At 41.8% G+C, this 14,698-nt stretch carries 18 protein-coding genes and 1 riboswitch; of the genes, 11 read left to right on the top strand and 7 right to left on the bottom strand.

The genetic code is table 11. The annotated features are described in order from the left end of the window. Positions 1 to 64: 64 nt before the first annotated feature. Positions 65 to 169: riboswitch (SAM riboswitch) on the bottom strand. Between the two features lie 283 nt (positions 170 to 452). After that, complete coding sequence (locus tag AC1DIV_RS13450; RefSeq protein WP_052137500.1) at positions 453 to 1,277, top strand: MBL fold metallo-hydrolase; 825 nt, start codon at positions 453 to 455, stop codon at positions 1,275 to 1,277. Between the two features lie 63 nt (positions 1,278 to 1,340). On the opposite strand, the gene AC1DIV_RS13445 is transcribed toward AC1DIV_RS13450, so the two are convergent. The 6 genes from AC1DIV_RS13445 to AC1DIV_RS13420 form a co-directional block, all read right to left on the bottom strand. Further along, a complete protein-coding gene (locus AC1DIV_RS13445) occupies positions 1,341 to 1,529 on the bottom strand; it encodes a hypothetical protein (RefSeq protein WP_034314753.1) in 189 nt (62 codons plus the stop codon). Between the two features lie 85 nt (positions 1,530 to 1,614). Next, positions 1,615 to 1,818: a YheE family protein gene (locus AC1DIV_RS13440; protein ID WP_034314751.1), complete on the bottom strand. Its 204-nt coding sequence runs from the start codon at positions 1,816 to 1,818 to the stop codon at positions 1,615 to 1,617. 63 nt (positions 1,819 to 1,881) lie between these two features. Then, positions 1,882 to 3,078: a YheC/YheD family endospore coat-associated protein gene (locus AC1DIV_RS13435; RefSeq protein ID WP_289349250.1), complete on the bottom strand. Its 1,197-nt coding sequence runs from the start codon at positions 3,076 to 3,078 to the stop codon at positions 1,882 to 1,884. After that, on the bottom strand, positions 3,075 to 4,442 hold the full coding sequence (locus tag AC1DIV_RS13430) for a YheC/YheD family endospore coat-associated protein (protein ID WP_048687401.1): 1,368 nt from the start codon (positions 4,440 to 4,442) through the stop codon (positions 3,075 to 3,077). Before AC1DIV_RS13430 ends, AC1DIV_RS13435 begins: the two co-directional genes overlap by 4 nt. A gap of 3 nt (positions 4,443 to 4,445) precedes the next feature. Beyond that, on the bottom strand, positions 4,446 to 5,516 hold the full coding sequence (locus tag AC1DIV_RS13425; protein ID WP_340875139.1) for a YheC/YheD family endospore coat-associated protein: 1,071 nt from the start codon (positions 5,514 to 5,516) through the stop codon (positions 4,446 to 4,448). Positions 5,517 to 5,519: 3 nt separating this feature from the next. Then, positions 5,520 to 6,545, bottom strand: a complete 1,026-nt coding sequence (locus AC1DIV_RS13420) for a YheC/YheD family endospore coat-associated protein (RefSeq protein WP_340875142.1) — start codon at positions 6,543 to 6,545, stop codon at positions 5,520 to 5,522. Positions 6,546 to 6,582: 37 nt separating this feature from the next. On the opposite strand from AC1DIV_RS13420, the gene AC1DIV_RS13415 reads away from it, so the two are divergent. From AC1DIV_RS13415 to AC1DIV_RS13395, 5 genes are all read left to right on the top strand, one after another. Next, positions 6,583 to 6,789: a hypothetical protein gene (locus AC1DIV_RS13415; RefSeq protein WP_162259522.1), complete on the top strand. Its 207-nt coding sequence runs from the start codon at positions 6,583 to 6,585 to the stop codon at positions 6,787 to 6,789. Positions 6,790 to 7,029: 240 nt separating this feature from the next. Then, positions 7,030 to 8,169, top strand: a complete 1,140-nt coding sequence (locus tag AC1DIV_RS13410; protein ID WP_477576560.1) for a DUF445 domain-containing protein — start codon at positions 7,030 to 7,032, stop codon at positions 8,167 to 8,169. A 73-nt stretch (positions 8,170 to 8,242) separates the two neighbouring features. Continuing rightward, positions 8,243 to 8,599 carry a YlbF/YmcA family competence regulator gene (locus AC1DIV_RS13405; RefSeq protein ID WP_034314741.1) on the top strand — a complete coding sequence of 119 codons (357 nt, stop codon included), beginning with the start codon at positions 8,243 to 8,245 and terminating at the stop codon, positions 8,597 to 8,599. Between the two features lie 147 nt (positions 8,600 to 8,746). After that, positions 8,747 to 9,613 carry a Cof-type HAD-IIB family hydrolase gene (locus tag AC1DIV_RS13400; RefSeq protein ID WP_340875145.1) on the top strand — a complete coding sequence of 289 codons (867 nt, stop codon included), beginning with the start codon at positions 8,747 to 8,749 and terminating at the stop codon, positions 9,611 to 9,613. A gap of 115 nt (positions 9,614 to 9,728) precedes the next feature. Continuing rightward, complete coding sequence (locus tag AC1DIV_RS13395; protein WP_222620128.1) at positions 9,729 to 10,001, top strand: transcriptional regulator SplA domain-containing protein; 273 nt, start codon at positions 9,729 to 9,731, stop codon at positions 9,999 to 10,001. Positions 10,002 to 10,420: 419 nt separating this feature from the next. Here the strand turns inward: AC1DIV_RS13395 and AC1DIV_RS13390 are convergent, their stop codons facing one another. Further along, the gene (locus AC1DIV_RS13390; protein WP_034314737.1) at positions 10,421 to 10,873 is read right to left on the bottom strand and encodes a DinB family protein; all 453 of its coding nucleotides are present in this window, start codon (positions 10,871 to 10,873) and stop codon (positions 10,421 to 10,423) included. A gap of 330 nt (positions 10,874 to 11,203) precedes the next feature. Here AC1DIV_RS13390 and AC1DIV_RS13385 point away from each other — a divergent pair, with 330 nt between their 5' ends. The 5 genes from AC1DIV_RS13385 to AC1DIV_RS13365 are packed head-to-tail and all read left to right on the top strand — an operon-like array spanning position 11,204 to position 14,683. Next, a complete protein-coding gene (locus AC1DIV_RS13385; RefSeq protein WP_340875149.1) occupies positions 11,204 to 11,506 on the top strand; it encodes an urease subunit gamma in 303 nt (100 codons plus the stop codon). A 13-nt stretch (positions 11,507 to 11,519) separates the two neighbouring features. Further along, complete coding sequence (locus AC1DIV_RS13380) at positions 11,520 to 11,834, top strand: urease subunit beta (RefSeq protein WP_340875153.1); 315 nt, start codon at positions 11,520 to 11,522, stop codon at positions 11,832 to 11,834. 4 nt (positions 11,835 to 11,838) lie between these two features. Continuing rightward, the gene (gene ureC / locus AC1DIV_RS13375; protein WP_340875155.1) at positions 11,839 to 13,548 is read left to right on the top strand and encodes an urease subunit alpha; all 1,710 of its coding nucleotides are present in this window, start codon (positions 11,839 to 11,841) and stop codon (positions 13,546 to 13,548) included. 9 nt (positions 13,549 to 13,557) lie between these two features. Then, on the top strand, positions 13,558 to 14,004 hold the full coding sequence (gene ureE / locus AC1DIV_RS13370) for an urease accessory protein UreE (protein WP_340875157.1): 447 nt from the start codon (positions 13,558 to 13,560) through the stop codon (positions 14,002 to 14,004). Beyond that, positions 13,997 to 14,683, top strand: a complete 687-nt coding sequence (locus AC1DIV_RS13365) for an urease accessory protein UreF (protein ID WP_340875160.1) — start codon at positions 13,997 to 13,999, stop codon at positions 14,681 to 14,683. The genes ureE and AC1DIV_RS13365 overlap by 8 nt, the downstream gene beginning before the upstream one ends. Positions 14,684 to 14,698: the final 15 nt, after the last annotated feature.

Raw genomic sequence — 14,698 nt, 5'->3', positions numbered from 1 at the left:
TTCCCCCTTAAACATTAAAAAAGCTGCCTCTATCATTCAGAAAGAGGCAGCGAAATCATATCTCGGCTTATCTTTCAGAATGCAATCATTCTGCAGGAATTGGCACCGTTCCCTAAGGGCGGTTGCCGGACATCACAGGGCCTGATCCCTCCGTCACTCTTGATAAGTAAATTATTATTTTAGAATATTTCAAGTTTTATAATATAATCTATATTATTTGTAAAATCCGGCAATGTCAATCGTTTCTTTTATTTTTTTGTCAATAAATCTGGTACGGTCCGTTAAAACGATTCATGGAAAATGGGCTATTATGCAATAATCCAGCATTTTCATCGAGGCTATTTATTCCAATATTTCCTTGTCAAAAAGGTAAAGTGGTACTACATTTATTATAGTAAAGTTAAAAAAAGGAAGGTAAAACTATTTTTGTACAATGATGGGGAGGAAACCGAATGATAGAGATCAAGACGATAAATGATGTGGTTTGCGTGCATGGGACTCCTGGCGGGAACAAGGGGGGGATGAGTGTGTATGTCTTTTTAACGGATGGCCTATTGATAGATACTGGCGCGCAGATTTTATTGGAAGAGCTTATTCCATTCTATGAATCCGCAGACTTCGACTCAGTGGCCCTGACGCACTATCATGAAGACCATACGGGGGGCGCTGCCTGGATAAAGGAACATAAAAAGGTCCCTCTTTTCATTCACCCGATGTCGGTTGAGGTTTGTGCAAAGGATGCTGAATATCCTGAATATCGCAAAATTTTCTGGGGAAAGAGAGACGCCTTTAAAGCTGAGCCGCTAGGGAAGGCCATTCATTCCCGTACCCAAACGTGGGAGCCGATTTTTACCCCAGGTCATGCAAAGGACCATATGGTGTATTTGAATCACAATAATGGCGTGCTTTTTTCAGGAGACCTTTTCGTAACCCCAAAAACAAAGCTTGTCTTACGGGAAGAGTCTGTCCCGGTGATCATCGATTCCATAAAAAGATTGCTTCAATATGACTTCGGGGAAGTGTTTTGCTGTCATGCTGGGCATGTTCCTGATGGGAAGGAGATGTTTCGAAAAAAACTGGATTATCTGGAAAACCTCCAAGGGGAAATTTTACGCTTGCATTCTCAAGGGCTGACCGTTCATGAAATCCAGCAGGTCGTTTTACCGAATCGCTATCCCCTTATCGAGATATCTGGGCATGAATGGGATTCAGAGCATATCATTACATCGATATTAAACAAAAATATTTTAAGTGCGAGGGAGAATGGGACTATTTGAATGCTACCGTTTAACGGTCTGACTGATATAAAAGAGAGCTCTCCATAAGAGAGCCCACATTATTCATTTATTGACATTGGGATCTGTTTCATCATAAAAATCATGTGCTTCTTCGATGTTCTGAAGGTTAGCGACTTCATACACATTTCCGCCCGCCATTCCTTCATTGATGATACGGTCGATATCCAGGTAAACGGAGTCCTTGCCATCATATTCGGTATCCTTCAAAAATGTCATTTTTTCTTTATCCAAAAGAAATCCCTCCTAGCCTTTTCTTTAGTTTAGGCAAAGGAGTTTTTTTTATTCTGTTAAGCGATTTCATAAATGTAAAGGGGTTTCATTCATATACATGGAAGATCATTAAATCATGTATCATGCTTTTGAGTTTAGTTTCATCTGTTTCGGAAGGCGGATTGGCTGTCCACTCGATGGATCCATCTTTATGATACAAGGCTTTGACTGCCTGCTTGTTGAAATAAAAGGAAATTTTCCATCCTGGCAGATTCTTATGCAATGGTTCCCATTGAAAATGAGTGATCATATGTATTACCTCCATATATACTGTTTCTCATTCGATTATAATGGAAAACGGCAGCTGGAGGTGTTATTTTCTTTTCAGGTTGGGAAAAGTTAATTCAATGAAAAGATTTTTTAAATGCAAAAGCCTGTTTGTTTCAATTTCTTCTTCATCGAATTGCATCGGCTTTGAGTTCACTTCGTATATGAAAAGCGAGCCCGATTCGTCTTCCCCTATATCAATGGAAAACTCTCCGAGAAACCCGATCTTTTTTGAAAGTATCTCTCCGCATTTTTGGGCGATATTCGCTAATTTTAGATCCAGGTTTTTTGATTTAATGTCCTGATAAGGAAAAAGCTTTCCGCCTCGGGGAGTGTGGGTGGTGATTTCCTGAGTTTGCGACATCCTTACCGCTTTGCCGGTCACTTTATAAAAACCTTTTTCATAATGGACGAGAATCCGGTAATCATAACGATGTCCAAAGAGTTTTTTTGGTATGATCGCCTGTTGAGCAAGATAGCTCCTTTTTAATAAATCCCTTTTTTTTGTATCCCAGAAGGAAGCAAAATCAGGGAAGGACTCACTATGCTTTAAGCTATTGAACAATAGGGTATCATCATCATTTTTGATAATGGTATAAATGCCCTTCCCTTGGCTTCCTTTGCATGGCTTAAGGTATATATGCCTGTATGTCTCCAGGAAAGAATCAAGGCAACCGCTGTTTCGTAAGACCATGGTGGGCGGAAGGTGGTTGGTGAGGGATCCATCTTCAGTTAATGCTTCGAACATCACATATTTATCTATAAAACAGGGGTTGAATAGAGTCATTCGGTAATCTTTAAAATGTGTGATAAGATGTTGGAATTCCTCTGACGCCTCATAGCTCCTCCAGGGGATACGGTTATAGACGATGTCAGGGAAGGGCACCTTACATTCAATCCACTTGTTTGAAATGGAGGAAAAAAGATACCCTTTCATCGACTCGGAATGAAGGGCATTTCCTGTGAATACATACGCCAATATTCCATGTTGCAATAAATATAATGATAAGTCCCGAAAAAGGGTCAGGTTTCCACCCAAACCTGATTCCTTTTTGGGATTGGAAACAGTTAAAATTCCGACGGTAAGCATCCGGTTACCCGGAAATATTGTGATTGGAATTAGAGGTTGATTCGAATGGTTCTTTTTATAGCTGATTTCTTCTTCGGCAGAGCCGGCGAAAAGTTCCGCATTCTCATGAGTGTGGTGCCAATTTTCAGTGGGGATATCATAAAAAATGTTCATTGCGGCACTCTGATTGATTTTGTAATCGTCTGTTCCGTAAGATAAATGGCATAATCAAGGCTTAGCTTTCTGGTCAGCAATTCGAAATCCTTGAGTTTTGGATGGGAGAAGATGGAACGTCCAGGCTTGGAATTGGCTTCAAACATCCAAACCTGCCCTTTTTTATCCAATCCAAAATCAAATCCTATTTCTGCGATGATGCCGTCCAAGTTCTTTTCTATACTGTCACTTAAAATCAGTGCGGCTTCCGATAGCTTTCGTTCGACTTCTGTCGCCTCATCGTCATCTCCAAACAGTTCGGCAACCGTTTTGATGACACCCCCGCTTTTAATATGGGTCGTGACGCTGCCGGCGCCGGCGATTTTTGCGGCAATCGCGGTCACCTGCCATTTTCCATTACTGTCCTTGTTCGTATGAACCCGGAAATCCACTGGACGTTTTTCAGATCGAATTAATGGGATGCCCTGCTGCACGATCAGATTCTCGAGCGGGCGGTCGTGAAAAATGTGTTTAACGATGGATTCCAATGTCGAAAACCGTTGCAGTTTATTTTCTTTTGCTTCGTTTGTATAGCGGCAATAGTAAACATTCTCATGCTTATCATAAAGAATTTGGTGAATCCCTAGACCGAGGCTGCCGTGAATGGGCTTTATATAAACTTGCCGGTAATGGGAAAGAAGGGTTTCCACCACGGATATGGATTGAAATGGATACGTTTCCGGCAAATAAGGCAGTGCCCGCTCATCTGCGCATAACCTTTCATTTACATCCCATTTGTTGAAAAATCCGGGGTTATACCATGGTATGGTATATATTTTTTGGAATTTCTGCTTCACTTCTTTAGGTCCATCACGGTTTTCCGTCAACCGATTTGGTAGCCGGTCATAGATGACATTAGGAAAAGGAAATTCATAAATGTTCCAGTCATCTTTATCAAATACATAGCCTTTGATTGTCTCCTCATCCCAATTGATTACATTCTCTCCAAAAACAAAGGGAATACAGCCTGTGGTCTTGCTAAGCGAAAGGAGCTTTGCGAAAAATTCAGATCTCTCCCCTAAAGGTTTGTTTGAAATGCCCGTGAAGCCTGAGGAAAAGATTCCGACAAGCGGTCCGATATGGATGCTCTTGCCGTATATGAATAAATGAAGGGGAATATCGGTATGATCGAATAGTAGAGATTCCGCAAGACTTTTCGATAGCACGATTGTTTGATTGACTGCCGGGTTTTGTTTGACGATGGCAGGACATGAATGCCGTCCGAAATAAATTAATTCAATCTCTGCCAAATCTCCAAGCTCTGAAGGGTAGTAGAGAACATTGCCAGGGATAGCGGCAATTTCGGCAGGATAAGTCTTTCTCACTTCCTATTCACCTGCTTTCTGAAGCTGTTCGGCTAAATACTGGCTATACTGAAACGGTGCTCGATGAATATCTTTCATGGTCTCCGGCTGTAGTGCCTGAATGATTTTCCTACCAGGCTTCGAGTTAATGTCCATTATCCATATTTGGCCTTTTTTATCGATGCCTAGATCAATTCCCAACTCGAATAATCTTTCAAAGACAGCTTCGGTTTCAACGGGCAGGGTGCGAAGGATATGATGAATCTTTTGTTCGACAGCAATCGAAATCGTTTCCGGGTTTCTTTTGTTGAAGTTATCCAATGAAATGGCTTCCCCGCCTGTGGCAAGATTTGAAGTAATTCCGTCTTTTTGTCCCGTACGAATTCCGCGTCCCCGTTCCATCCATTGATTCTTCTCGTTTTTTTGAAGTAAAATCCGTAAATCGAATGGCTCATTATTTTGGGTGCAAAGTTCTAAATATGGCTGGCAAAGATAACGGTATCGATTTAATAAATGCTGCAGCCATTTGTTAAGCTGAGATTTGGAGGAGAATGGGCGGTCATATTTGGTGCCCTTTTTCGTCATGGAAACCAAAGTCCCGTCTTCGGTTTTTGAAAGGAGATAGATTCCTGTACCGCCTGCACCGAATTCAGGTTTGATGATGATTTTATCCAGGCGTTCCAAATGTCCTATAATATCTTCAGGTGTCGTCACTTGTACGGTTTCTGGAAAAAATGCCTGTAGGTGTGGATGGTTTTTGAGGATTTGGTACACTTCCCACTTACCAGGAAGTCCCAGTCCTAAGAAATTCGAGTTATCTTTTAACCACTCGATTTTGTGTCGAGTTTCCGTTGACTCACGAACTAAACCGTGAAAACAGCGATCATATACAAAATCAGGTAAATCAAAAGATGTGGCGATCCAAGTTTCGCTCTCGGCATCAAAACGCTCGCCCCTCACTTTTTTTAGATCCATATCAATATTTACCGGTGAGAATTTGCAAACTTTCATATTAAATGATTTAGCGGTTTTGGCTATTTCGGTGAAGTAGTTGTTTTCATGAGTATCCGACGCGGCCATTAATCCTATTAACACGTGCTAGCAACTCCTTTTATGGATGGTTTTCGGGTTAAGGGCAAGCATGAAATCTATGATTGATTTTACTGATGGACGAAAGGTTTCATAGTTGCCTTGAAATTTTTTCGAAGGTTTTGAATTCACTTCGATGATCCATGGATGGGTATCGGTGTCCAGTGCTAAATCGATCCCTAGCTCACCGAATGAATCGTCAAGGTTTTCGACTAAGGCCTGTGCAGTGTTTTTAGCCAGGCGTACGAGCTTTTGATATATGCGGCTGGCGTCCTGAAGTTCAAATGCTTCTTTTAGAAAATCCGGCCCATTTTTCATCAATCCGCCTTGTGCAAGATTGGAAACAATAGTACCAGGATCCCCAATCCGGGCAACCATTGATGTAACTTTCCATTCAAGCTGTTCGTTCCGGTGAAGTAGTATGCGGAAATCAACTTTTCTCTGATCGGTTTCGAATAGGGAAATCCCTTTTTGAAGAATGAAGGATCGTTTTCTGGAAAATTTTTTTAAGGTTTCAAACAACTTTTCATCCGTATCAGCAAAATGTACATTCTGGAGATGTCCGGATTGCTCGATTTTCCATTTTCCAGCTACTTGCGTTAATCTGCAAATATTCCTGCCTTGGCTGCCTGATGCGGGTTTAAAGTAGATTACCGAATGCTTTTCTATAAATGTCAAGAAAGTTTCCTTTTCGTTAAACAGTATCGTCTCTGGTAAATTTGGCAAAAGCTCATCTTCTAAGATCAGTAGTTCGTGTACATCATGTTTGGAGAGGAACCTTCCGTTGAACATCGGAATCGACCGTTCCTCCAGTTCAGTTTTAAACAGCTTGAAAGAAGACGATTGCTCAAGTTTACGCGAATGTATCCGGTTATAAAATACATCAGGGATGGGGAGGGGCAAGGCTTTCCAGCCACCTTGCCCTGGCAGGTAGCCTTCCACAACCCCATCTTGAAGAGACTGCAGTTTAACTAAATAGAAGGGGATGCCCTGCTGATTACAATATGATTTCATTTCCTGATAAAATTTTTCCATCTCGCCGAATGTCCCGTCTTGCAAGGGAGTCTGGTTCATGAGTGAAGCGAAGAATGGGCCTATCTTAATTGACCTTTCATCCGCATGGTATGAGACGGAGATTGGATCGGAAAAAACGGGTAAGGATAAAATTTGGTTCATATCATATGAAAGTTTCAATGTAGGCTGGGATGACGGGAATGGCTGGACAAGTACCGGGACGGAACGGCATCCAGCCATTATCGTTACGGGTTCTCCAAATTGAAGGTCCCATTCCTCAAATAATTTTTCTTCGATAAATAATAGCGCCTTCTTTCTAGTCTCTGCGGGATTTACCGTAATGTAAACTTTCTGATGGTTAAGGTTCATAATAATTCCCCGTTTGCACTAAGTTTGATATCCTTTAATAATTAAATGATGGGCAAATGTGGATAACACATTCTATGATTTTTTAATTAGAAGGTGTCATAAAGCCTTTATTTCAAGCAATAAAAGGAGAAATTTCATGGGTGAGTTTTGGCTAAAGATACTGTTTATGGTCATCGTTGGTGCAGTAATAGGTGGCTTCACTAATTTATTGGCTATCAGAATGCTATTCAGACCGTATAAGCCAATCCATATTTATGGGAAGCAGCTGCCGTTGACACCAGGGTTGATTCCTAAGCGGCAGGATGAGTTAGCTAAACAATTAGGCAAATTGGTGGTCGATCATTTAATCACACCAGAGAGCATTCAAAGTAAAGTCATCAATGATGCCTCTATACAGAATATGAAAATTTTCGTCCAGGCAGAAGTAAAGAAAGCATTGTCCACACAAAAAAGTACTGCTCAATTACTTGATCAATTGGGAATGAAGAATTCTTCATTTACGTTAGAACAGCGATTACAAACATTCATTCTTGGTAAATATGAAATATGGTCGGAAGAGAACATGAGCAAGAGCTTGAAAGATATCGTCCCTCCGCACCTTCAGCAAAAAGCCCTCGACTCGATTCCTGATTTGTCACGTTTCATCGTGAAAAAGGGAAAAGAATATTTTGACAGTGCGGAAGGCAAACGCCGTCTTGAAGACATGTTGGATGATTTTTTCAAGGAACGGGGCAAGCTGATCAATTTAATTCAGATGTTCATTGGAAACGAAAAGTTAATTGACAAGATTCAGCCGGAAATCATTAAATTTTTTGAACAATCGAGAACGATTGATATATTGTCAGTGATGTTGGTGAAAGAGTGGGGAAATCTCGAGAAATGGGATATAGAGAAAATCGAGGGAATGATCGGGAGAGAAACGATAAAACAATGGATTACCGAAAAAACGGTTGAAATACTGCCTGTCGCTTCGATCCTGAATAAGCCGGTTCGAGAATTGACTGTCAATTTCTCGGACACCATTGTGGAAAAGGGCGTTCCGATTTTTGTGGAAAAAGGTGCCGAGTACGTAATCAATCATTTCCAGCCGCTATTCCAAAAACTTCATTTGGACGATATCGTGGAAGAACAGGTTTCGTCCTTTTCTGTGTCCCGTCTTGAGGAAATGGTCGTTTCCATCACTAAGAAGGAATTGTCGATGATCACATACCTTGGGGCCTTGCTTGGTGGAATCATCGGTTTATTTCAAGGTTTCGTAACTGTTTTAATAGGATGACGTGTAATTCTCAATCGGATTTGTTATAGTGGAAAAGGTGTAGGAATACAATGATTACCGGGAGGGGAAATAAATGAGTAACGTATATGATGCAGCGTATGAAATGGAAAAGGCGATTAGGGCAAGCAATGAATACGCCGATTTGCAACGCTTATATGATCTTGTGAATTCGGATGAAGCAACAAAAGGAATGTTTGAAAACTTCCGTAATCTGCAGATGTCATTGCAGCAAAAGCAAATGATGGGACAGGAGATTGCACCGGAAGAGGTTGAGCAAGCACAAAAGACGGTACAGCTTGTCCAACAAAACCCAACCATTTCACAATTGATGGAAGCTGAACAACGGATGAGCATGGTCATCGCAGACCTCAATAAAATTATCATGAAGCCGCTTGAAGATTTATATGGCTTGCCTGAGCAACAGCAATAAGCAGTTGGAGACTCCCTTCTTTAATGGTTGGGGGTTTTTTTGTTCCCTGAAAGCACAAGTGCAAGGGGCGTGAACCACTATTTGTTCTATTCTCGAAATTTTAGTCATAAATTTTGAAAGAGGATACAACAGATGGGAGAGATCAGCATGGTATATCGACTACTTGCGGTCAATATCGACGGGACATTGCTCCAGTCGAATGGCCGTTTAAATAAATCGACTAAAGAAGCAATAGATTATGTTCACCAAAAAGGTGTCCATGTTGCACTTGTGACGTCAAGAAACTATCACTCAGCAAAAAAAGTGGCCAAAGCCCTAAAAATAAATCCGATGATCGTTGCTCAGCAAGGAGCCTTTGTCGGAGCTTCCGTGGAAAAGCCGATAATGGTAAAAAGAATATCAGAAGAACTGACTGCAGAGCTAGTGCAAATGCTTGAAAAGACCACGTGCCAAATATTGCTCATTCATGAAAAATACTCGCTGGGCAATCGGGTGAACCTCCCGGAGAATTTGCTTGGTAAATCGGTTATGTATTTGAATGACCAAAATATTTATGCTCAAAATTATGTGGATGATATCAGTGAAGAGCTTATTGATCAGCCGATGGCCCCGACGAAGATGGACATTATATTTCCAGAAAAAAATGCTCGAAATGATATGTTGAAATTGATAAAGGAAATGTTCCCTGAGGTGGATGCAGTCTTACACCCAGGACATAAACTGACAATCGTTCCGAAGGGTGTATCTAAATGGAGTGGTGTATTGTATTTAGCGGACCATTTAAAGGTGAAAAGAACGGAGATCGTCTCGATTGGCGATGGATTGGATGATATGGATATGATTGCCGGTTCTGGTCTGGGAGTTGCCATGGGCAATGCGGATGAGGAAGTACGGAAAGTGGCAAAATGGGTGACGCGCTCCAATGATCAAGATGGTGTTGCCTATATGCTTAGGGAATTTTTCCGGAAACAGCATCCGATCGAATTTTTACAAAAAATGAATATGCTTAAGTGAATGGCGGGGCTCCTTCATGTTGAAGGGGCCCCATTCAGATAACGCCACTTGCGAGGTCTGTCATCTTTCATAAATAATTATAAGTTTCTTTCCATAAACTAAAGGAAAATCAGTAATGGAAAGGAAGAATTCAATGGGTGTAATCAATGCAAAAGAAGTGCAGGTCGGTGACGAGGTGTTTGTGATTTATAATAATCCCCATGTCCCTACAGTTTCGAATATCAGGGCAGCGGAAATTGTTCCGCACCCCAAAGATCCCAATGCAGTTGCCTTGTTCCTGAACGATACATTTCATACGATCGAGGATGATGATGCTTTGTTCACTTCGGAAGCCTCAGCGGAAAAAGCATACAGTGATTATATGGATAACCAGGACCAGATGACTTGAGAGGCGTTTACTCAGCTTTACGGGTGAACAGACGAAAGCCCTCGCTATAAAAAGCGGGGGCCTTTTTTAATTTTATTCACAAGTATTTGCTGCAAACTCACGAGTAACGCTCGAATTCACGAGTATTTGCTGCAAACTCACGAGTAAAAGCTTAAAATTCACGAGTATTTGCACCAAATTCACGAGTATTTACTGCAAACTCACGAGTAAAAGCTTAAAACTCACGAGTAATGCTCCGAATTCACGAATTAAAGCTCCGAATTACCGAGTAACGCTAGAATTTTATGAGTAAAAGCTAAAAAACTCACGAGCATATGCTCCAAACGTACGTGCAAACGCACCAAAACTGTAATTTTTCGTCCTAAATAAAAGAACTGCCACTCCCATTTCAAGAAAAACAGGGTGACAGTTACTTACTCTTAGTTATTATTGGATTCTATGAATAATTTCATTGCGTGAATTTGGCCTATATGATTGGTTTCGTGCAAGACTACAAAATTAATGAATTCTCCCACTGTTTCCATTCCGTTGAAAGGCTGTGCTGTTTTTTCGGTCAATCGTTCTTCCGGAATTTCAAGAAGTCGATCAAGTTGTTCATGCAACTGTTGCTTTAATACTTCAACGGTAGGTACATCTCCGGTCCAGTCGGCAGGTTTTGAACCATATCCGAATAGCTGCCCGTAATTCTCTGGCAAATTGCTGCTGGAGTTCAATAAAAATTTTTCCGCTGCAGAAAGTACATGTCCAATGTGCCAATGGATTGTATTATTAAAACCTTCAGGCTGTACATCCATGAACTCTGGATTGATTCCCTCAATTTCTTTTAAAAGATTGCTGCGCATGGCTGTCAGTTGATTTTTAACATAATTCATTTTACATTCCCCTTTCAATCTTGTTTTTTTCTAAACGTTATCCCATGAAATTATAGCAAGGATAATTCAGTATTATCAAATTTTAGCTAAGTCTTTTCAAAAGGGGAAGGCTTATCAATTTACAATTAAATTCATTTTAAGGGTTGTAATTGTCAGATAATTTATTATAATTAAAATAATGTTAGATAAACTTACATAACTATGTAAAGTTAAGGGCCGGAATGTTGGGTCGGATAATGGTAATTGACTGAAACGGCGCATTGAAAGAGTTGCAGCCGAACTTAAGGGGTAGGTATTTTAACGGCATAGATTGGCAAAAGGAGAGAGGGTATGCGTTTAACGGCAAGGGAACAGGAAAAGTTAATGGTTGTAGTGGCGGCGGATTTGGCAAGAAGGCGAAAAGATCGCGGCTTGAAATTGAACTATCCGGAATCCATTGCCTTGATTACCTACGAAATAGTTGAAGGGGCCAGGGATGGTAAATCAGTATCGGAACTGATGCAATTTGGCAGGACGATTCTTTCAATTGAAGATGTTATGGATGGGATTCCTGACATTATTCACGATATTCAAGTTGAGGCAACGTTTCCGGATGGTACAAAGCTTGTGACTGTTCATAATCCGATTCAGTAAGGAGGAAGAGGCCATGATACCAGGTGAATATATCTTGAAAAAAGAACCGATCGTATGTAACGAGGGAAAGATTTCAACGGTCCTAACAGTCATCAACAGGGGAGACCGCCCGATACAGATTGGCTCACACTTTCACTTTTATGAAGTGAATCTTGGACTGGAGTTCATTCGTGAGAATGCTTTTGGGAAAAGGCTGAACATTCCTGCTGGTACAGCTGTCCGTTTTGAGCCGGGCGATGCGAAGGAAATCGAACTGGTCCCATTCAGCGGCAAGAGGGAAGTTTATGGATTAAGCAATAAAACGAATGGTCCGCTTGATAAGGAGTGAAAATATGAGCCATGAAATGTCACGTAAGCAATATGCCGATATGTTTGGTCCGACAACAGGGGATTTAATTAGATTGGCAGATACCGAGCTTTTCATAGAAGTAGAAAAGGATTTTACAAAGTACGGGGATGAAGTGAAATTTGGCGGGGGTAAAGTGGTGCGTGATGGTATGGGGCAGCATCCAACCGCTTCAAGAGATGAGGTGATGGATCTTGTTTTCACCAACGCGATAATCATCGATTATACAGGCATCTATAAAGCGGACATTGGCGTGAAGGATGGAAATATTGCAACTATAGGAAAAGCGGGAAATCCCCTATTGATGGATGGGGTGACAGTGGTGATAGGAGCAGCTACTGAAATAATTGCAGCTGAAGGAAAAATCGTTACAGCTGGTGGTATTGATGCCCACATCCATTTCATTGCCCCGCAGCAAATCGAGACTTCACTGTCAAGCGGGATCACGACAATGATCGGTGGGGGAACCGGACCTGCAACGGGAACGAACGCCACGACGTGTACTCCGGGAGCTTGGAATATACATAAAATGCTCGAAGCAGCAGATCATTTCCCTATGAATCTCGGTTTTTTGGGTAAAGGTAATTCCTCCTCCAAAGAACCGCTTGCTGAGCAAATAGAGGCTGGTGCGATCGGGCTGAAGTTACATGAAGATTGGGGCACGACGGCAGCAGCGATCGATACAAGTTTAATGGTGGCTGACGAATACGATGTTCAAGTGGCGATTCATTCCGATACGCTTAATGAAGGTGGTTTCGTCGAGGATACAATCAGAGCGATCGACGGCCGTGTCATTCATACATATCATACCGAAGGAGCGGGTGGGGGGCATGCCCCTGATATCATCAAGGCGGCTAGTTATCCGAATATTCTCCCGTCCTCGACGAACCCTACCCGTCCATATACCATCAATACGTTGGAAGAGCATTTGGATATGCTAATGGTATGCCACCATTTGGATCCATCCGTACCTGAAGATATCGCTTTTGCCGATTCCAGGATAAGAAAAGAGACTATCGCAGCTGAAGACATTCTTCATGACCTGGGCGTCTTTAGCATGATCAGCTCCGATTCCCAAGCGATGGGGCGTGTAGGAGAAGTTATTCTGCGAACATGGCAGACGGCCGATAAGATGAAAAAGCAGCGTGGCAAAATGCTGGAGGATACAGGGGAAGGGGACAATTTCCGCGTTAAGCGTTATATTGCCAAATATACGATAAATCCAGCAATTACACATGGGATTTCTGATGTCGTCGGATCTGTGGAAGAAGGGAAATTCGCAGACTTGGTGCTATGGGATCCTGCCTTTTTCGGGGTTAAACCGGACATGATTCTAAAAGGAGGCATGATCGCGCACAGTATGATGGGCGACCCGAATGCTTCTATTCCGACACCTCAACCCGTGCTATACCGCCCGATGTTTGCAAGTTTTGGACAGGCCGTTGCGAGTACTTCGATTACGTTCCTATCAAAAGCGTCATATGAAGCGGGAATTCATGATGACCTGGGGTTGAAAAAAATAGTGAAGACTGTCTCGAATATTCGTAATATTACAAAAAAAGATATGAGATTAAACGGGGAGACCCCCGTCATAGAAGTTGATCCGCAAACATATGAAGTGACGGTGGATGGTGATTTAATTACGTGCGAGCCAGCGGAAATCCTGCCGATGGCGCAACGATACTTTTTATTCTGAGGTGATGACATGATAGTTGAAAAAGTATTGGGAAATATAGAGTTTATTGAAAAAAAAGCGAAACATATGGAAAAGGTTTATCTGGAAAGCGATGCATTAAGAAAACGGATACTAAGGGTTAAAACGGATCATGGAAATGAAATTGGGATACGCCTTAAAGAAAACAAGGATTTGATGGATGGCGACATCCTTTATATGGATGAAAATAATATGATCGTTATCCATACGATAGATGACGATATTTTGACGATCTTGCCTACAACTCTAGGGCAGATGGGCGATGTAGCGCATCAATTGGGAAATCGCCACTTACCTGCCCAATTTGTAGGAGATGAAATGCTTGTTCAATACGATTACCTGGTGGAAGAGCTTTTAATGGAACTTGATATACCGTTTCGTCGTGAAAAGAGAAAGGTGAAGCAGGCATTCCGTCATATCGGCCATTCACATGATTGAACGTTTGTTTCCGTTGATCCAGCTTTGTGATTCCAATTTTCCTTCTGGGTCGTTCTCCCATTCATTCGGAATGGAGACCTACATTCAAGAAGGGAAGGTCCATGATGCAACTTCTTTAAAGGCGTTTTTGAAGGTATACATTTCTAAATCTTTAACCTATACAGATGGACTGGGGTGCCGGCTTGCATATGAATTCGTAAGTAGTCATAGGGCTGAAGGTATATGGGATCTGGATGAGTTGCTTTACGCCGCATGTTCCGCTCGGGAATCCAGGGAAGCCTCGAAAAGAATTGGACAGCAGATGGCTAAACTATGCTCGAACTTATACCCATCCGAAGCGTTATTGGCATACTTGAAGAAAATCCAAGGAAAGCAATGCTATGGTCATCCGGCCATTGTATTTGCGCTTGTGTGTACCGAACTGAACCTTACCGTAGAAATGGCCATTTATGCCTGTTTGTATGCAGCCGTGTCCTCGCTTATCCAAAATGCAGTAAGAGGAATCCCTTTGGGGCAGACAACTGGACAATCCTTGTTATTGTGGTCACATGAGGTCATCCAGACAGCCGTTGCATTCATTAAAGCACTTCCGGAGGATGAACTCGGACGGACACTGCCGGGATTGGAAATCGCCCAAATGAGGCATGAGAATTTACATGTAAGACTATTTATGAGTTAACCAGAAAAGAGGTGA

The sequence above is a fragment of the Peribacillus sp. 05N428 genome, from assembly GCF_056397085.1.
This window is presented reverse-complemented; position numbering and strand designations above follow the sequence as displayed.